The organism is Variovorax sp. GW821-FHT09D07, from assembly GCF_059416345.1.
The window spans coordinates 704625-723374 of record NZ_JBWKOY010000002.1 but is presented as its reverse complement, the minus strand read 5'-3'; the positions used below and the strand labels follow the sequence as shown (position 1 = coordinate 723374).

Sequence of the window (18750 nt, the reverse complement as noted above, 5' to 3'; positions counted from 1 at the left end):
CCGAACCGACCGCATCGTCTCCCATTCGAAAGGCACTCACTTCATGAACCGTTCCCGCTTCCGCGCGCTGCGCGCGCCCGGCCTGTGCATCGTCGTGCTCCAGCTCGCGGCCGGTGCCGCCCTGGCGCAGGCCGACTACCCGAGCAAGCCGATCCGCATCATCGTCCAGTATCAGGCGGGCGGCTCGGCCGACGCGCTCGCACGGCTGGTGGGCGACGGGCTCGCCAAGCGGCTGAAGCAGCCCGTGCTGGTGGAGAACCGCAGCGGCGCGGGCGGCATCATCGGCACCGACTACGTGGCCAAGAGCCCGCCCGACGGCTACACCGTGCTGCTGTCGGTGCCGGGCCCGATCGCCGCGAACCTGGCGCTGTACAAAAAGCTGCCCTACGACCCGCGCACCGACCTGCGCCACGTGTCGGACATCGCGAGCACGCGCACGATCATGGTCGTGCACCCCTCGGTGCCGGCGCAGGATTTCAAGGGCCTCGTCGAGGCCGTGCGCAAGGCGCCCGGCAAGTACGCAATGGGCTCCTGGGGCCCCGGCGTGCAGCCGCACCAGATGCAGGTCTTCATGGACAAGACCTACGGCACCCAGACGCTGCACGCGGCCTACAAGGGCGAAAGCCCGATGGCGGTCGACCTGCTCAGCGGCGTGATCCAGATGACCGTGGGCTCCATCAGCACCTTCCAGCCCTACGTCGCGGCCGGCAAGCTGCGCGCCATCGCCGTGCCGGGCGCGCAGCGCGCCAAGGCCGCCCCCACGGTGCCGACCTTCGCCGAGCAAGGCTACAAGGACGACATGTTCATGCTCATGGCGCCGACCTCGCTGCTGGTGCCGGCCAAGACGCCCGACGCCATCGTCGAGAAGCTCGCTCGCGAAGTCGCCGCGGTGGTGAAGCAACCCGAGGTGCAGCGCCGCATCGAAGACATGGGCGCCGAGCCCATCGGCAACACGCCGGCCGAAGCCTCGGCGGCCTACAAGGCGTTCCTGCCCGTGTCGCTGAAACTCACGCGGGCCACGGGCGTCACGCTGGACTGATTGCGCCGCTTCTCGAGAACCGTGCATCACCCGCCTCCCGATTTCGAACCCCGGGTGTACACCCCGCAGCGCATCGCCGCGGTCGTCGCCACGCTGGCCTCGGACGGCATCCCCGCCGCACAGGCCCTGGCCGGCAGCGACCTCAACGAGGCCGCGCTGCGCGCGCCGGGCACGCGCGTGTCGTATGCGCAGACGGTCACCGTGCTGCGCAATGCGCTCACGCTGGCACGCAACCCCACGGTGGCGCTGCGTGCCGGCGCGCGCATGCACCTCACGGCCTACGGCATGTGGGGCTATGCGCTGCAGAGCAGTCCCACCTTCAGCGCGTTGATCGAGTTCGCCATCACCTACCGCCGCGCCATCGGGCCGCTGGCCGACATGCACCACGACCCCGCGCGCGCGCCCGGCACCTGCAACTTCGAGGTGCTGGTGTCGCCCGACCCGCGCGACCCGCTCTACCGCTTTGCGCTGGCCTTCACCTTCGCGGCCCACCTGACGCTGGCGCGCGACCTGTACGGCGATGGCTTCGGCTTCACGGGCCTGCGCCTGGCCTGCCCCGCGCCCGAGCACGGCGCGGGCGTCTGGGAGGCGTGGTTCGAGTGCCCCGTGCAGTTCGGCCAGCCTGACAACGCACTGCAGTTCGACGAGGCCTGGTGCACGCGCGCGCCGCGCCTGCACGACCCGCTCACGCACGCCATGGCCAGCGAGAGCTGCCAGCAGTTCGTGGCCGGGCTGGCGCATGCGGGCGGCATCGCCGCGGCGGTGCGCCGCACGCTGGTGGAGCAGATGCCGTGGCGTTTTCCGAGCATCGAGTCGATGGCCCGCACGCTCGCGCTGGAGCCGCGCACGCTGCGGCGACGGCTCGCGACGCGCGGCACCACGTACCGGTCGATCCTCAACGAGGTGCGCCTGCGGCTGGCCATCGAGTACCTGCGCAAGACCCGCATGACCACCGAGGAGATCGCGGAGCGCCTGGGCTACAGCGAGGCCGCGAACTTCCGGCACGCCTTCGTGCGCTGGACCGGCACCAGCCCGCACGCCTACCGCGTGGCCTGCGCGCCGTGCTGAGGCCTCGGCTCAGTCTTCCGCGGCGATGCGGTGCAGCCGGGGCAGGTCGACCACAGTGACCAGGCGGTAGCCCTCGTTGCAGCCGAGCACGCCCTCGTCCTTGAACTGCGCCAACTCCTTGCCGACGGTCTGGCGCGACACACCGAGCATGTTCGCCAGGTCGGTCTGCGACACGCGCAGCTCGGTGTCGCACGGCGCGCCGCTCGCGTCCCCGTAGCGATACACCATGTTGAGCAGCGTGATCGCCGTGCGCCGGCGCACCGAGCCCAGCACCTGGTCCTGCAGGATCTCGGCGCTCATGCGATAGCGCCGCAGCATGGTCTGGGCGATGCTGCGCCACAGCACCGGCTCCGCATCGAGGATGCGCCGCATGGCGGCACCGGGGATGTGGATGATGTGCGAATCGGCGCGCGCATCGAAGGCGAAGATGGGCTGCATGTCGTCGATGAGATGCACCATGCGCGTGATCTGGCCGGCCCCGAGCACCGAGAGGATGTACTTGTCGCCGGCCGCGTTGGTGGCCGCGATCTCGATCGAGCCCGACACGATCACGAACACCTCCCGCTGGTGGTTGCCGCGACTCACGAGCGGCGTGCGGCGCCGGTAGTGCCTGGCGCGCGCGGCGTTCGCCAACTCGCGCAGCCGGTCTTTCGGCCAATCGAGAAACACCGCGCACGTGCTCAGCCCGTGCTCGATCTCTTCCCTTGTGCTCTGCGATACGGGTTGCGGGTATTCCATGGGATGACTCAGCAAAAACTGTTGCCTGGTTGACGGATTCGAAGAGCAGCGATTCCTATCATAGGACTGGCCAATCAAAGAACAACGAGGAACTCCCTAAGTGAGACATGCACGTTCCCTGCCTGCACGCCTGCCGCTGTTTTGCAGCACCGCGACGCGTTCGTTGATCCGGCTTCTTGCGTCGCCCATGCGACGCGATGCGCGAACGACGAGACCCCTGCGCAGCATGCGCGGCTCGCGCGACGCGATGCGAATGCCGTGACGCGCGGCCACACGCCCTGCGTGCGCGGCTAGAGGCCGCACCCCTTTTTCCCGAAGTCCCCGAAGGGCACCCGCCCTTCGGAACACCCGAGCCCTGGAACGCAGCGATGCGCACCAGCGGACTCGTTCATCCCTGAAGAAGCAAGCAAAGCAAGACCTGCCATGAAACATCACTCCCTCGCCGCACTGGCCCTTCTCGCGACTGCCGGTACTGCATCGGCGCAATCGTCCGTCACGGTGTTCGGCATCGTCGACGTCGGCATCAGCCGCTACACGTCCAAGAGCACGTACCACAGCCCCAACCCCTTCGCGCTGCCACCGGTGAACGCCGCGGGCGGCAGTGCCAAGACGAGCCAGACCGCGCTGTCGAACTCGGGCTATGCGGGCAGCCGCGTCGGCTTTCGCGGCACGGAAGACCTCGGTGGCGGCCTGGCGGCGAGCTTCTGGCTGGAGTCGGGCATCACCAACGACGACGGCGCCAAGGGCATCACCAACTTCAACCGCCGCTCGACGATGAGCCTGTCGGGTCCGTTCGGCGAACTGCGCCTGGGCCGCGACTACGCCGCGACCTTCTGGAACGACACCGTCTTCGATCCCTTCGGCACCAACGGCGTGGGCACCAACCTCATCGCCAACATCAACAGCCGCATCGCCGCCATCGCCGGCCCCGGCTCCGTCGTGGCCGCGACCGACAACTACATCCGCACCGGCAACTCGATCGGCTACTTCCTGCCGCCGAACCTGGGCGGCGTCTACGGCCAGCTGCAGTACACGCTGCACGAGAACACCAAGCGCAGCGACCAGCCCGGCACGCCATCGGCCAAGGGCCGCTACGTGGGCGGCCGCCTGGGCTATGCCAGCGGGCCGTTCGACATGGCCATCGCCTACGGCCAGAGCACGGCCGCCGACAGCACCACGCTCAACGCGCTGGGCATCGCGACCGCCACGCAGGAGCGCAAGATCAACGCGCTGAACCTGGGCGCGTCGTACAACTTCGGCCCCGCCAAGCTGTTCGCCGAGGTCTCGCGCGTGCAGGACAAGAACGAGACGGGCACGCTGCAGAACCTGCCGGGCCTGGCGGTCCCGTTCATGAACACCGCGACGCGCAAGGACAAGTACAACGGCTACATGCTGGGCGTGACCGTGCCCGTGGGCCCGGGCCTCATCCGCGCGTCGTACGCGTCGGTGAAGTACAAGAACGGCGCGCCGGCCGCGACCGACCTGAACAGCCTGCTGTGGGGCCTGAACGGCAACCGCGACACCACGGCCAACCAGATCTCGCTGGGCTACGTGCACAACCTGTCCAAGCGCACCGCGCTGTATGCCTCGGTGTCGCGCATCCGCATCAAGGACGGCTGGAACAACCCCGGCGTGATGGGCGCCATCACCGGCGGTTCGGCCGCCTACCTCACGGGCGGCACCGCGCAGGCCGCGGGCTGGGCGCCGCGCTCGTCGATGGGCTACGACTTCGGCATCCGCCACGCGTTCTGAGCGCATGCGAAAGGAGGTACCCATGGCTTTGAAACACCTGTCGCCGCTGCTCGTGGCGGCCCTGCTCGCGGGCGGCTGCGCCACGCCGCCCGCGCCGACCACCTCGCCGGCCGACGTCGGCGAAACACGCCCGGGCTCGGGCTATCTCAAGGGCTACCTGGCCTCGGCCGAGATGCCCGACAGCCTGGCGCTGCTGCCACCGCCGCCCGAGGCGAACTCGGCCGCGCTGGCGGCCGACGTCGCCGCGTTCCGCAGCCTCACCGCGCTGCAGGGTTCGCCGCGCGGCGCGCTCGCGGTGCGCGATGCCAACCTGCGCTTTCCGGAGGCGGCCGCCACCTTCTCCTGCGCGCTGGGCGTGCGCATCTCCGAGCAGCAGACGCCGCACCTGAACATGCTGCTGCGGCGCACGCTGGCCGATGCCGGCGGCGCCACCTACAAGGCCAAGGAGAAGTACCAGCGCACGCGGCCCTTCGTGGCACTGAAGGCCGCCAGCTGCACGCCGAAGGAAGAAGCGCACCTGGCCAAGGACGGCTCCTACCCCTCCGGGCACTCGGCGCTGGGCTGGGCCTGGGCCCTGGTGCTGACGGAGCTCGCGCCGGAGCGTGCGGACGCGCTGCTGCAGCGTGGCCGCGCCTTCGCGCAAAGCCGCGGCATCTGCGGCGTGCACTGGCGCAGCGACATCGAGGCGGGACGCCTGATCGGCGCGGCCGCCGTGGGCCGGCTGCATGCCAACCCGGTGTTCACGGCGCAGATGAGCGCGGCGAAGAACGAGATCGCGCAGGCACGCAGCCGCCCGGACAGCGCCCCGCCCGCAGCCGACTGCGCGGCCGAGGCGAACGCGATCGCGGGCTCCGCGGTGCTGACGCCCTGAGCACGCGCCCCCTCGACCACCTCGCCCACGGCCAGCGTGTGTGCGGGTTGTCGAGGGGAACGCTGCGTGTGCGAAGCGGGTAGCCTCGCCAACTCCAACCACTCCAAGGAGACCTCGCATGCGCCATCGTTCCGTTCTGTCATGGGGTGCCGCGGCCTCGGCGGTCGCGCTCCTCGCTGCATGCGGCGCCATGTCTTCGGGCAAGGACGCCAACCCGATGAGCTTCTTCATCACGAGTGCCAATCCCGGCAAGGGCGGCGACCTCGGCGGCCTGGCCGGCGCCGACCGCCAGTGCCAGGCGCTGGCCGCGAGCGCCGGTGCGGGCGGCAAGACCTGGCGTGCCTACCTGAGCGCCGCCGAAGCGGGCGGCCAGCCCGCCGTCAACGCACGCGACCGCATCGGCACCGGGCCGTGGCGCAACGCCAAGGGCGTGGTCGTGGCCACCAGCGTGGCCGACCTGCACAGCGCGAACGCCAAGCTCGGCAAGGACACCTCGCTGACGGAAAAGGGCGAGGTGGTCTCCGGCTTCGGCGACCCGGTCAACCGGCACGACATCCTCACCGGCTCGCGCCCCGACGGCACGCTCGCGCCGGCCGCCGCCGGCAAGGACACCACCTGCGGCAACTGGACGCGCAGCGTCGACGGCTCGGCCATCGTCGGCCACCACGACAAGAAGGGCACCAACCCCGACCCGGTCGCCAACGCCTCGTGGAACGCGTCGCACGGCACGCGAGGCTGCAGCGTCGACCAGCTCAAGCAAAGCGGCAGTGCCGGCCTGATGTACTGCTTCGCCGTGAACTGAGCCCGCAGGGCGGCGCCCCGGCCCGTGCGTCGATCCACGGGCGGGCGCGCTGCGATGTGCCACAGACGACCCATCGGAGGACTTCATGATCCAAGCCACCCAGCCCCTTCGTGCAGCGCCGCGCCGCCTGCTTCTTTGCCTGGGTGCCGCGGCACTCGGCCTGGGCGCCTTCGGGGCAAGCCCCGCGTGGGCGCAGACGGCCTGGCCCAGCAAATCGATCACGCTGCTCATCGGCTTCCCGCCCGGCGGGCAGACCGACTTCGCCGGCCGCGTGCTGACGAACGGCATGCAAGGCGCGCTCGGCCAGCCCGTGGTCATCGACAACAAGGCCGGCGTGAACGGCAACATCGCGTCCGTCGAACTGATGAAGGCACCGCCGGACGGCCACAAGCTGCTGGTGGGCAACGGCTCGATGACGATCATGCCGCACGTGTACACCAAGCTCGGCATCGTCGATCCGCAAAAGATGACCCCCATCGGCATCATGCTGCAGTCGCCGCTGGTGCTGGTGGTGCCCGCCACGTCGCCGATCAAGACCTACGCGCAGTTCGCCGAAGAGGTGAAGTCGCGTGCCAAGAGCGGCAAGGGCATCGACTACGGAACGGGGGGCGCAGGCTCGCTGATCCACGTCACCATGGAACTGCTGCGCGAGCGCCTGGGCAACCCGGCGATGAACCATGTGCCCTACAAGGGCAGCAGCCCGGCGATGGTCGACCTGATGGCCGGCCGCCTCGACGCCATGTTCGACGCCACCTCCGTCGTCGCGCCCTTCGTGAAGTCGGGTCAGCTGCGGCCCCTGCTGGTGACCAGCGACAAGCGTTCGCCGATGCTGCCGAACGTGCCCACCGCCGCGGAAAGCGGCATCAAGGACTTCAGCATCATCTCCTTCATCGGCCTGTACGGACCGCCCGGGTTGAGCCCCGAGGTCGTGAAGAAGGCCAATAGCGCGATGAACGCGGCACTGAAGGAGCCGACCGTGGTCAAGAGCATCGTCGATCGCGGGGACGAGCCCGGTGGCGGCTCGCCCGAGCAGCTCGGCGCGATGACCCGCGACCAGTACAAGATGTGGGGCGCCGTCGTGAAGGCGAACAACATCACGGCCGACTGAGCTTCGGCCCCGCGCCTCGCATCAGGCGCTGAGCACTTCGCGCAGGTGCTCGACGAACGCGCGCGCCGCATCGGGCAGGCGCCGCCCCGCCATGCTCTGCACCTCGAAATGCCGCTCGTTCATCTCGCGGTCGCGCAAGGCACGCGCCACGATCGTGCCGTTCTCGAGCTGCTGGCGCAGCGCGAGCTCGCCGCAGAAGGTCACGGCCTGGCCGTGCGCCGCGTAGTGCACCAGCGGGTAGAGGTGGTCGCTGGTCAATGCCGCCTCCAGCGGCAGGCGCTGGCGGGCGCAGCTGATGTTAAGCAGCTGGCGCAGCGTCGACGTGGGGGCCGGCAGCGCGAGCGGGTAATGGACCACCTGCGCCAGCGACACCTGCCGCCGCTCGGCCAGCGGATGCGAAGGCGCCATCACGGCGCACACGGGCGAGGGGTGCCGGATCTCGACGTCCAGGCCGTGCTCCGAGCCCAGGCTCACCGTCACGCCGAGGTCGACCAGGCCTTCGCGCACACGGCGCGCCACCTCGCGCTGCACGCACATGTCGAGCGAGAAGCGGATGCCGGGACAGCGCGCCTGGAACGCCGCCACCAGGGCCGGCAGGAACTCGTAGGCGAAGCCTTCGGTCGCGGCCACGCGCACCTCGCCCTTGCGCAGGCCGCGCAGCGCGAGGATGTCGTCGGTCACGCGCTCGATGTCGAGCCAGGCCCGGCGCGCGTGCGCCGCCAGCAGCTCGCCGGCTGAGTTGAGCGCCATGCCGCGGGCGCGGCGCTCGAACAGCAGGGTGTCGAGTTCGCGCTCGATGCGGCCGATCTGGCGGCTCACGGCCGACGGCGCCACGTTCAGCCGCACGGCCGCCTCGGTGACCGAGCCGACGCGCGCCACCTCCAGGAAGTAGCGCATCGACTCCTCCTGGAGCACGCGCTGGTTGATCGGGCGTTCGGTGCGCGCCCCGGTGCGGGCGGAGGCGGGAGGCTTGGAAGTGGGAGATTTCATCGGCGTGGTCTGCGTTGCGCCAGCAGCAACGCAACCTTCCAATCATTGTGCTTGCTACACCGCAGGGCGTGCCCCAGCATTTCCCCTCCCCTCTCTCCTCTTCGCTCTACTGAAGGACCTGTCAATGAACGCTCCCCGTTCGCAAGCGCCGCAGCGGCGCTGGTGCTGTGCCGTCCTCGCGGGCCTGGCCGCCTGCCTCGGCATGGCCCTGCCCGCGCAGGCACAGGCGCAGGCTCAACCGGCCTACCCGACGCGCCCCGTCACCCTGGTGGTGCCGTACCCGCCCGGCGGCAGTGCGGACACGGTGGGGCGCCTGGTCGGCCAGCGCCTGTCGGAGGAACTGGGGCAGCCGGTGCTCATCGACAACCGCCCCGGTGCCGGCACGGCGGTCGGCGCCGCGTTCGTGGCCAAGGCATCGCCCGACGGCTACACGCTGCTGCTCGGCTCGGGCTCGACCCTCACGATGAACCCGGCCATCCGCCCGAACCTGCCCTACGACGCCCTGGGCAGCTTCGAGCCGGTCGCGATCGTCGCGCGCATTCCGCTGATCCTGCTGGCCAACAAGAACGTGCCCATCGGCAACGTCAAGGAGTTCGCCAGCGCGGTGCGCGCGGCGCCCGACAAGTACTCGTACGCGTCCTTCGGCACGGGCACGTCCTCGCACTTCACCGGCGAGATCATCCTGCAGGCGGTGGGCGCGAAGATCATGCACGTGCCCTACCGGGGCAGCGCACCGGCCATGACGGACCTGATCGGCGGCCAGGTGCCGTTCTCGGTGGACACCGTCACCGCCGCCATTCCGCAGCTCAAGGGCGGCAAGGTCAAGGCGATCGCCGTGACCACCCGGCAGCGCTCCTCGCAGTTGCCGCAGGTCCCGACCTTCGCCGAGGCGGGCTACCCCGAGGTCGATGCCGACACCTGGATCATGGTCGTGGCGCCCAAGGGCACTCCCGCGCCGGTGCGCGAGCGGCTGGAGAAGACGCTCGCCAAGATCGTCGCCACGCCCCAGGCCCAGGCGGCCCTGCAGGCCCAGGGCGCGGAGCCGGCCTTCGCCGGCGCCGCCGCCTCGCTCGCGCAGATCGAACGCGAACTTCCGCTCATGCGCGCCGTCGCCCGACGCGCCAACATCCAGGCCGACTGAGTGCGGCACATTCCGAAAGCCATGACCCAACCTTTCTCTTCTTCCTCCTCCGATCTCGTCGAACTCTCCGCCGTCGAGCTGCGGCGGCTGATCGGCACGCGCGCCCTTTCGCCGGTCGAGCTGCTCGAGGCCTGCATCGCGCGCATCGAGCAGCTCAACCCCTTCGTCAACGCCGTGACCGCCACCTGCTACGAGCGCGCCCGCGCCGAAGCCCGCGCCGCGGAGCGGGCCGTGAAGAGCGGCGAGCCCCTGGGCCTGCTGCACGGCCTGCCGCTGGGCGTGAAGGACCTCGAGCCGACGGCGGGACTGCTGTCCACCATGGGAACCCCCGCCCTGCGCAACCATGTGCCGTCGAACGACATCGAGCTGGTGCGCCGCCTGCGCGCCGCCGGCGCGATCGTGGTGGGCAAGACCAACGTGCCCGAGATGGGCGCCGGCGCCAACAGCCGCAATCCGGTCTGGGGGGCCACGGGCAATCCCTTCGACCCCAACCTCAACGCCGGCGGTTCGTCGGGCGGTTCGGCCGCGGCGCTGGCGCTGGACATGCTGCCGGTGTGCACCGGCTCCGACACCGGCGGCTCGCTGCGCATCCCGGCCGCCAAGTGCGGCGTGGTGGGCCTGCGGCCGTCGCCGGGCATCGTGCCCAGCGTGCGCAAGAGCCTGGGCTGGTCGCCGATCTCGGTGGTCGGTCCGATGGGTCGCGATGTGGCCGACGCCTGCCTCCAGCTCGCGGCCACGGCGGGCCCGCATCCGGGCGACCCCTTGAGCTATCCGCTGGATGCGGCGGCCTTTGCGCGGCCGGCGCCGCTGGACCTGTCGCGCCTGCGCGTGGCCTGGACCACCGACTTCGGACTGTGCGATGTCGACCCGTCGATCCGCCGGACGATGCACGACCGCATGGCCGCCATGCGCGGGCTCTTTGCGGCCTGCGACGAGGTGCGCTTCGACCTCGGCGAGGTGCACCGTTGCTTCGACGTGCTGCGCGCGGAGGCCTTCGTCGCCGGCATGCGCGAGGCCTACGAACGCGCCCCCGAGAGCCTGGGCCCGAACCCGCGCAGCAACTACGAGATGGGCGCGCGCATGAGCCTGCCCGACGCGGCCTGGGCGCAGACGGAACAGACGCGCATCCTCCAGCGCTTCCAGAAGGTGTTCGAAAACTACGACCTCGTGCTCTCGCCCACGACACCGGTTTCGCCCTTTGCCTGGACGCAGTCGCATGCGCTGCAGATCGACGGCCGCCCGCAGGAGAACTACTACCGCTGGCTCGCACTGACCTACGTCGTGACGCTGACCACCCACCCCGCGATCAGCCTGCCGTGCGGCACCGACGAGCGCGGCATGCCCTTCGGCCTGCAGGTGGTGGGGCGCTTTCGCGGCGACCTCGCGCTGCTGTCGGCCGCGCAGGCGATGGAGCAGGCCTTCGCGCCCGACCCGCGGCTGCGCCGGCCGCGGCCCGATCTCGCACGCCTTCGCAAGGCCGAGCCCGCCCTCGACTCGATCGTGACCGCGCCGCCCGACGACCGGCACGCCAGCGCGCCCACCGACGGCGCCCCGGCACCGGTGGTCTGAGGTCCGCGCCGCGTCAGGCGCTTCGCTTCAGCAAGGTGGCCAGCAGGGCCAGGGCCCCGGTCAGCTCGTCGAAGCTGGGGCCGCCCAGGCAGATTCGCAGGCCGCTCGCCTTGTCCTTCGGGTTCGCCATCAGGGTCTGCGGCGGGGTGAGCTTCACGCCGGCTTGCGCCGCCGCGGCCACGACGCCCTCGGCAACATCGCGTCGCATCGGCAGCCAGACGTTGTAGGCATCGGGATGCCAGACCAGTTCGCCCGCAGCGAGCAGCGAGACGGCCAGCCTGGAACGCCGCCGGGCCTCGTGGCGCAGATCGTGCTGGACCGAGGCGACCACGCCGGTGGCCAGCCATTCATCGACCACCGCGCAGGAGAACGCCGACGGCGCCATGGGCACATCCTGCAGCAGCTCCTGCGCCGGGCCGCACAGGTCGGGCGGCAGTGCCAGCACGCCGACCTGCAATCCCGGGCCGAGCGACTTGGAGAGCCCGTTCACATGCAACGTGATGTCGGGCGCCAATGTGGCCAGCTGGGGCAAACCGTCGGCGGCCGCCGCGTACACGCCGTCTTCGATGATCCAGGCGCCCGCGCGGCGGCACACCGCCACGATGGCCCGTCGTCGCTTCGCGCTCATCGTGGCCGTCGTCGGGTTGTGCAGCGTCGGGGTGAGGTAGACCGCCGTGCTGCCGGCGGGCGCCGCGCCGTCGAGCGCCTGTGCGAGCGCCTGCGGCACCATCCCTTCCGCGTCCATCTCGACGCCCTGGATGCGACACCCCTTGCGCCGGGCCAGCGCGAGGGCGCCGGGATAGGTGATCCGTTCGGTGAGCAGCATGCCTTGCCTCCCGCACACCAGGTCGAAGGCCAGCGACAGCGCCTGGCGTGCGCTGCTGGTCAGCACCAGCTGCGACGGATCGACGGCCAGGCCGATCGTCTCGAGCCAGCGAGCGAGAACGCGGCGATGCTCCAGGTGCCCGCCGGGCGGCGCGTACAGGTTGAAGTGATCCGCGTCGATCTTGCGCGCGATGCCCGTCAGCGTGCGCGCCAGCACGCGCGCACCGAGCGCGGCCGGCGGCGCGTTCGACGACAGATCGACCTGCCGGTCGCCGTGCGCCTGGTGGATCGCCACGAAGGTTCCGCGGCCCTTGACGCTGCGCGTGAGGCCCCTGCGCTCCAGGATGGCATAGGCCTTCGTCACGGTGCCCAGGCCGATCTGCAGCGTCTTCGCCAGGTCCCGATGGGCAGGCAGCCGATCGCCGCCCGCGAGCCGCCCCTCGACGATGTCGTCGGCCAGGGCCAGCACCACCCGCTCGGTGGCATTCGTGCCGTTGCTTGCCAGACGGGGCGTCCAGGAGGATCGAAGGAGCACGTGCGCGGCCTCGCAAATAAAAGTGTCATGTGACACTTTTTGAATATCTCAATAGTGTAACTTTCACCGCACGGCCTCCATCGCGCTGAAGGCCGCTGAAGACACCCCTTGGTTTTGGAGCACCCGCATGGCCGTCAGCCAGATCGCACTCGTCTACGGGACGTACCTCATCGCCACCGCCAGTCCAGGGCCGAGCAACATGGCCATCATGGGCACTGCCATGCGTGACGGCCGCCGCCCCGCGCTCGCGCTTGCGGCCGGTGTGGTCACGGGTTCGCTCTTCTGGGCGCTCCTGGCGGCGACCGGCGTTTCCGCCGTCCTGACCGCGTATGCGCAGGCGCTCGTCGTGCTCAAGATCGCCGGCGGCCTCTACCTGCTGTACCTGGCTTTTCGCGCGGGCCGGTCCGCCATGCGACCCGGCGCCGACGCGGTGAAGAACAGCGCGGAACGCGGCGCATTGCGCTACCGCACCCTCTACCGCCAGGGCGTGCTCATGCACATCGGCAACCCGAAGGCGATCATGTCGTGGATCGCGATCATCTCGCTCGGCGTGCGCCAGGACGCACCCGCCGGCGGGTTGCCGGCCATCGTAGGCGGTTGCGTGTGCCTCGGCATCATGGTGTTCGGCGGCTACGCGATCGTCTTCTCCACCGCCTCGATGATTGCGCTGTATGCGCGGCTGCGGCGCTGGATCGAAGGCGTGCTCTCGGCGGTGTTCGCGGCCGCGGGGCTCAAGCTGCTGGTCTCGCAGAACTGAATTCAATGATCCCTAGCGAAAGACCGAACGCATGAGCATCACCGTCCACATGGTCGACGTCTTCGGCGCCGGCCCGCTCTCGGGCAATCCGCTGGCGGTCGTCACCGGCGCCGACGCGCTCGCCACGCACGACATGCAGCAGCTGACGCGCTGGTTCAACCTCTCGGAAACCGCGTTTGTCTTCGCACCCACGCATCCAGAAGCGGACTACCGCGTGAGGATCTTCACCCTCGACCGGGAGATGCCTTTTGCAGGGCACCCCACGCTCGGCAGCTGCCACGCCTGGCTGTCGGGCCAAGGCGCGCCCAGGCAGCAAGCCACGGTGATCACGCAGGAGTGCGGCGCAGGGCTGGTCCAGATCCGGCGCGACCAGGGACGGCTCGCGTTCGCCGCGCCGCCGCTGATCCGCTCGGGCGCGCCGACCGCGGCCGAACTCGACGATGCACGGCGGCTGCTGGGCATCGAAGCCGACGACATCGAGGACGCGGCCTGGATCGACAACGGTCCCGGATGGTTGGGAATCCGGCTGGCGTCGGCAGACAAGGTGCTGTCCCTGGAGCCGGCCCGGCGCTGGCCCACGCGCATCGACGTCGGCGTGGTCGGCCCTCATGCCGAGGGCGGTGACGCGGCCTTCGAAGTGCGCGCCTTCTTCACCGACCATCTGGGCGCCATCGTTGAAGACCCCGTCACGGGCAGCCTCAATGCCTCGCTCGCGCAGTGGCTCTTCGCCACGGGCGTGGCACAAGACGACTATGTCGCCGCGCAGGGCACGCGCCTGGGCCGGCAGGGCCGCATCCACCTGACCCGCGACGACGCCGGGCAGGTCTGGGTCGGCGGCGAAACGCGCACGCACGTCAAGGGCGAACTGGACGGCCTCTGATCCGTTCACGCAAGGCCTGCACAGACTTCACTCTGACTTCACCTGCGTTGCGCACACTACGTTTCGACAGCGGTTCGGCGCTGGTAGAGGCAAGGGGAAGAAAAAAGTAGCTCAGGGAAACGCCTCGATGCCGACCGCTGTCACCTTTCATCGCCCATCGAGAAAGGCGCAGGCGCACTCATCGCAAGAAAGGGCCACGGGCCAAGGATTACCATCGGCCGGGCGCACGCCGCGCCTCCCACGCCCATGACCGTCGTCACCGCCCCTGTGCCTCCCGCCATCGCCCAAGAAATGCCCGCCCCCGACGGCCCGCTGTCGCGCGCGAGGCCGGGGCGCGAACGCATCATGGCGGCCATCCGCACGGCGGCGGTGACCGAGTTCAGCCTGCACGGCCTGAAGGGCACCTCCACCCAGGCCATCGCCGCGCGCGCCGGCCTCACCAAGCCCCAGCTGCACTACTACATCGCCGGCAAGGAAGAGCTCTACGAAGAGCTGCTGATGCAGGTGCTGCATGCCTGGAAGGTGGTGTTCTCGTTCGAGGACGCCAGCGACCCGGCCACGGTGCTGGGCGACTACATCCGCAAGAAGCTCGACCACGCGTTCGACAACCCGGAGATCTCGCGCATCTTCACGCGCGAGGTGCTCGACGGCGGACGCAACCTCGACCGCTACTGGCCCAACGCGCAGGCGTGGACGCAGAAGAAGGTCGACATCATCAACGGCTGGATCGCGCGCGGGCAGATGCGCCCGCTCGATGCGCGCCTGCTGCTGATGCACATCTGGGCCATGACCCAGAGCTACGCCGACTACGCGATCCAGACGCGCGTGATGCTCGGCCTGCCGCCCGAAGCGCCGATCGACCGCGAACCGATCGCGCGGGAACTGGTGGCGTTCGTCCTGGGCGGCTGCGGCATCAAGGCCTGAGCCCCGCGCCGTCCTCGCTCAGTCCACGCGCGCCTCCCAGACCTGGCCCGTCGGGTCGGCCAATGCAAGCCGCATCATCTCGATGAAGCGGCGCAGGCGCGCCGGCTGGAAGCGCGCGTGCGGGTAGGTCAGGTAGACCGGCAGCGGCGCCACATGCCATTGCGGCACGAGCTGCACCAGCCGTCCGGCGGCGATGTCTTCGTTCAGCAGCCAGGCCGAGCCCAGGCAGGCGCCCAAGCCCATGCGCGCCGCGCTCTGCAGCGCATAGAGGCTGTCGGTGCTCATGCGCGGACGGATCGGCACGCGCGCGATCTCGCCGGTCGGCCGGTGCGTGAGCAGCACCTCGTTGCGATAGAAGGTGCGCAGCGCAAGCCACGGCAACTCGGCCAGTTCCGCCGCGTGCGCGGGCGGTGAGCGGCCCTCCAGCAGCGAGGGCGCGGCGACCACCACGCGCGGGACCTCCGAGACCTTGACCGCCACGGCCATCGCGTCGGTCATCTCGCCGACCTGGATCGCGCAGTCGACGCCTTCGGCGATGAAGTCGGGTCGGCGGTCGTTCAGCAGCCATTCGACGGACACGCGCGGATAGGCGCGCAGGTACTCGGCCAGCGGACCGACCAGCAGCAGTTGGCCCAGCGCATGCGGCGCCACCACGCGCAGCGTGCCCTCGGGCTCGTCGCCGACGCCGCGCAGGTCGGCTTCGAAGGCGTGCCAGTCGGCGATCAGCTCCCGGGCCCGCTCGTAGCAACGCTCGCCGTCTTCCGTGAGCTTCATGGCATGCGTGGAGCGGCGCAGCAGCCGCACACCCAGCGAGCGCTCCAGCGTCTGCAGGCGACGGCTCACGGTGGGCTGGGTCGCGCCCATCTGGAGCGCGGCGGCCGACAGGCTGCCGGCCTCGACGATGTGAAGAAAGGTCTGCATCAGCTCGATGCGGTCGACGGCAGGTGAAGTTGACATGGCCTCATTTATACGTTTGGCGTATGGGCATTGTGCGATCCGCGGGACTACCAAGCCAAGCCCCCAACGGGCACATTCCAACCCTTGCTTCGATAATCGAGGGTTAACACCATGTCTTCCATTCAAACCACGCATGCACCGGCTGCCGCGCCGGGGCACGGCCTGCCGGCCTCGCTGATCCTGCTGCTGGCCGCCGGCGCGGGCCTGTCGGTGGCGTCGCTCTACTACGCCCAGCCGATGCTCGGGGTGCTGGGCGCCGACATCGGCGCCTCCACCCGTGCGGTGGGCTTCATTCCCACGCTCACGCAACTGGGCTATGCGCTGGGCATCCTGCTGCTGGCGCCGCTGGGCGACCGCTTCGACCGGCGCCGCATCGTGCTGGTCAAGGCAGGGGCGCTGTGCGCCGCACTGCTGGTGGCCGGCGCGGCACCGTCGATCGGCGTGCTGCTCGCGGCCAGCCTCGCGATCGGACTGGCGGCCACGATGGCGCAGGACCTCGTGCCCGCCGCCGCCACGCTGGCGCCCGACGCCACGCGCGGCAAGACGGTCGGCACGGTGATGACGGGGCTGCTGCTGGGCATCCTGCTGTCGCGCGTGGTGAGTGGCTTCGTGGCCGAGCACTTCGGCTGGCGCGCGATGTTCATCGCGGCCGCGGCCAGCATCGCGCTCATCGGCGCCGCGGCCTGGCGCGGGCTGCCGCGCTTTCGGCCGACCACGCACCTGGCCTACGGCGCCCTGCTCGGCTCGCTGGGCACGCTGTGGTCACGCCACGGCACGCTGCGCCGCGCGGCGCTGGCCCAGGCGCTGCTGGCCGTGGGATTCAGCGCCTTCTGGTCGACCCTGGCCGTGATGCTGCACGGCGCGCCCTTCCACCTGGGCAGCGCGGCCGCAGGCGCCTTCGGCCTGGCCGGCGCGGCGGGCGCGCTGGCGGCGCCGCTGGCCGGGCGGCTCGCCGACCGGCGCGGACCGGAGCTGGTGACGCGCCTGGGCGCAGGGCTGGCGCTGGTGTCGTTCGCGGCCATGGGGCTGGCACCGCTGATGACGCCGCATGCGCAGCTGTGGCTGCTGGCAGTGGCCGCGATCGGCTTCGACCTGGGCATGCAGGCGGCGCTGATCGCCCACCAGACGATCGTCTACGGCATCGAGCCCGGTGCGCGCAGCCGACTCAACGCCGTGCTGTTCACCAGCATGTTCATCGGCATGGCGACCGGCTCGGCGCTGGGCGCGCTGGTGCTCGCCGCGTGGGGCTGGGCCGGCGTGACGGCGCTGGCGACCGCCACGGCCACCGCCGCGCTGGCGGTGCGGCTCTGGCCGCGCCAGGCAACGTAGCCGCATCAGCCGCGGGCTGACGCCCGCCTCCCCAGTCCGGTGCACCCGGACTGGCACGTCGCTTGCATAACCTGACCAGTTGCTCTGATTGATTGGTCAAATTCATGCACGTCCGCGTTGCCTGCCGTCTGTCGATGGAAACCGGCGCCCCCGTACGCCCGGCGGGAGCGCGTTTCGCATGAACGCGCCCGCGCTGCTGGACAACGCACGACTGCCGCGCTGGCTGCTGCCCGCCGACTGGCCGCAGCGCCACGGGGTGCCCGAACTCGCACGCATCGGCATCGAAGCCGGCCGCGTCCGCTCGGTGCAGCCCGCGAGGGACATCACGCCGGGCGCCGGCTGGGACCTCGCCGGCACGCTCGCCCTCCCCGCCTTCGTCGACGCGCACACGCACCTGGACAAGGCGTTCACGCTGGCGCGCATGCAAAAGGTGCAGCCCGGCCTGCTCGGCGCGATCGACGCGATGCTGGCCGACCGCGTGCACTGGACGCCCGCCGACGTGCGCGAGCGTGCGTCGCGCGGCCTGCAATGGGCCTGGGCATGCGGCACCGCCCATGTGCGCACGCACGTCGACTGGTGGGAGCCCGACACGCTGCCCACGGCCTGGCCCGTCATGGCCGAGCTGGCGCAGGAATGGGCCGGCCGGGTGCGGCTGGAGCAGGTCGCCCTCATCAAGCTGCCCCTGTTCGAAGACGCGTCGCAGGCACTGCGCCTGGCGCAGCAGGTGAAGGCCACCGGACCGCACGCGCTGCTCGGCGGCTTCGTGCACTCCACCAATTGGAGCGAGAACGCGCTGCGCAACCTGCTGCTGGCGGCGCAGGCCTGCGAGCTCGACATCGACCTGCACGTGGACGAGGAACTCGACGCCTCGGCCGTGGGCCTGCAGACCACCGCGCGCCTCCTGCGCGAGATCGGCTACGAAGGCCGCGTGGTCTGCGGCCACCTCTGCGCGCTGGCGGCCCAGCCCGAGGCGCAGGCCTTCGCCACGCTGGACGCCGTGGCACGCGCGCCCATCACCGTGGTGTCGCTGCCCGCCACCAACCTGCTGCTGCAGGACGCCGTCACCGGGCGCACGCCGCGCCAGCGCGGCATCACGCTGGTCAAGGAAGCGCATGCGCGCGGCATTCCATTGCTGTTCGCCAGCGACAACGTGCAAGACCCGTTCTGCCGCCTCGGCAGCTTCGACCCCGTCGAGGCGCTGGGCACGGCCGCGCTGGTGGCACAGCTCGACGAGCCCTTCGACACCTGGTCGCAGGCGCTGTGCCGCAGCGACTGGCTGGAACGCACGCCCGCCACGACGACGCCCACGCTGGTCGGCGCGAAAGCCGACCTGGTGCTGTTCACGCAGGCCGACCGCCACGGCTGGCCCTCGCGCAGCGCCGCCCGCGTGGTGCTGCGCGACGGCCGCGTGACGCACGGCGACGCATCGCCTTTCTTCCCTGAATAAAGAACAAGCAAGGACCCC

Annotated in this window: 17 protein-coding genes; 13 read left to right on the top strand and 4 right to left on the bottom strand. The window is 70.5% G+C overall.

Features of this window, described 5'->3' with window-relative positions:
- The first annotated feature begins 43 nt into the window (after window positions 1–43).
- Complete coding sequence (locus AC07OX_RS09680; RefSeq protein WP_495260500.1) at window positions 44–1039, top strand: Bug family tripartite tricarboxylate transporter substrate binding protein; 996 nt, start codon at window positions 44–46, stop codon at window positions 1037–1039.
- A gap of 21 nt (window positions 1040–1060) precedes the next feature.
- Window positions 1061–2107: an AraC family transcriptional regulator gene (locus tag AC07OX_RS09675; RefSeq protein ID WP_495260501.1), complete on the top strand. Its 1047-nt coding sequence runs from the start codon at window positions 1061–1063 to the stop codon at window positions 2105–2107.
- Between the two features lie 9 nt (window positions 2108–2116).
- Here AC07OX_RS09675 and AC07OX_RS09670 read toward each other — a convergent pair whose 3' ends face one another.
- Window positions 2117–2845 (bottom strand): Crp/Fnr family transcriptional regulator, encoded by a 729-nt coding sequence (locus AC07OX_RS09670; protein ID WP_082817968.1) that lies wholly within the window; start codon window positions 2843–2845, stop codon window positions 2117–2119.
- Window positions 2846–3268: 423 nt separating this feature from the next.
- Between AC07OX_RS09670 and AC07OX_RS09665 the strand changes: the two genes are divergently transcribed.
- From AC07OX_RS09665 to AC07OX_RS09650, 4 genes are all read left to right on the top strand, one after another.
- A complete protein-coding gene (locus tag AC07OX_RS09665) occupies window positions 3269–4597 on the top strand; it encodes a porin (protein ID WP_495260502.1) in 1329 nt (442 codons plus the stop codon).
- Between the two features lie 22 nt (window positions 4598–4619).
- Window positions 4620–5468, top strand: a complete 849-nt coding sequence (locus tag AC07OX_RS09660; protein ID WP_495260503.1) for an acid phosphatase — start codon at window positions 4620–4622, stop codon at window positions 5466–5468.
- A 118-nt stretch (window positions 5469–5586) separates the two neighbouring features.
- Window positions 5587–6270 (top strand): hypothetical protein, encoded by a 684-nt coding sequence (locus tag AC07OX_RS09655; protein WP_492685022.1) that lies wholly within the window; start codon window positions 5587–5589, stop codon window positions 6268–6270.
- A gap of 85 nt (window positions 6271–6355) precedes the next feature.
- On the top strand, window positions 6356–7378 hold the full coding sequence (locus AC07OX_RS09650; protein WP_070059833.1) for a Bug family tripartite tricarboxylate transporter substrate binding protein: 1023 nt from the start codon (window positions 6356–6358) through the stop codon (window positions 7376–7378).
- Window positions 7379–7399: 21 nt separating this feature from the next.
- On the opposite strand, the gene AC07OX_RS09645 is transcribed toward AC07OX_RS09650, so the two are convergent.
- Window positions 7400–8275: a LysR family transcriptional regulator gene (locus tag AC07OX_RS09645; protein WP_370869953.1), complete on the bottom strand. Its 876-nt coding sequence runs from the start codon at window positions 8273–8275 to the stop codon at window positions 7400–7402.
- 217 nt (window positions 8276–8492) lie between these two features.
- Between AC07OX_RS09645 and AC07OX_RS09640 the strand changes: the two genes are divergently transcribed.
- Together AC07OX_RS09640 and AC07OX_RS09635 are read left to right on the top strand one after the other, a co-directional pair.
- Window positions 8493–9509, top strand: a complete 1017-nt coding sequence (locus AC07OX_RS09640) for a Bug family tripartite tricarboxylate transporter substrate binding protein (RefSeq protein ID WP_495260504.1) — start codon at window positions 8493–8495, stop codon at window positions 9507–9509.
- Between the two features lie 21 nt (window positions 9510–9530).
- Window positions 9531–11078, top strand: coding sequence for an amidase (locus tag AC07OX_RS09635; RefSeq protein WP_495260505.1), 1548 nt, complete (start codon window positions 9531–9533; stop codon window positions 11076–11078).
- Between the two features lie 13 nt (window positions 11079–11091).
- Here AC07OX_RS09635 and AC07OX_RS09630 read toward each other — a convergent pair whose 3' ends face one another.
- A complete protein-coding gene (locus AC07OX_RS09630; RefSeq protein WP_495260506.1) occupies window positions 11092–12438 on the bottom strand; it encodes an aminotransferase-like domain-containing protein in 1347 nt (448 codons plus the stop codon).
- Window positions 12439–12565: 127 nt separating this feature from the next.
- Between AC07OX_RS09630 and AC07OX_RS09625 the strand changes: the two genes are divergently transcribed.
- The 3 genes from AC07OX_RS09625 (at window position 12566) to AC07OX_RS09615 (ending at window position 14999) form a co-directional block, all read left to right on the top strand.
- A complete protein-coding gene (locus AC07OX_RS09625; RefSeq protein ID WP_495260507.1) occupies window positions 12566–13195 on the top strand; it encodes a LysE family translocator in 630 nt (209 codons plus the stop codon).
- Between the two features lie 31 nt (window positions 13196–13226).
- Window positions 13227–14075, top strand: a complete 849-nt coding sequence (locus AC07OX_RS09620) for a PhzF family phenazine biosynthesis protein (protein ID WP_095744431.1) — start codon at window positions 13227–13229, stop codon at window positions 14073–14075.
- Between the two features lie 291 nt (window positions 14076–14366).
- Entirely contained in the window at window positions 14367–14999 is a 633-nt protein-coding gene (locus AC07OX_RS09615) for a TetR family transcriptional regulator C-terminal domain-containing protein (protein ID WP_062470962.1), read from the top strand.
- 18 nt (window positions 15000–15017) lie between these two features.
- Here AC07OX_RS09615 and AC07OX_RS09610 read toward each other — a convergent pair whose 3' ends face one another.
- On the bottom strand, window positions 15018–15956 hold the full coding sequence (locus AC07OX_RS09610) for a LysR family transcriptional regulator (protein WP_495260508.1): 939 nt from the start codon (window positions 15954–15956) through the stop codon (window positions 15018–15020).
- Window positions 15957–16067: 111 nt separating this feature from the next.
- On the opposite strand from AC07OX_RS09610, the gene AC07OX_RS09605 reads away from it, so the two are divergent.
- Entirely contained in the window at window positions 16068–17285 is a 1218-nt protein-coding gene (locus AC07OX_RS09605; protein ID WP_495260509.1) for an MFS transporter, read from the top strand.
- A gap of 178 nt (window positions 17286–17463) precedes the next feature.
- The gene (locus AC07OX_RS09600; protein ID WP_495260510.1) at window positions 17464–18732 is read left to right on the top strand and encodes an amidohydrolase family protein; all 1269 of its coding nucleotides are present in this window, start codon (window positions 17464–17466) and stop codon (window positions 18730–18732) included.
- Window positions 18733–18750 lie beyond the last annotated feature (18 nt).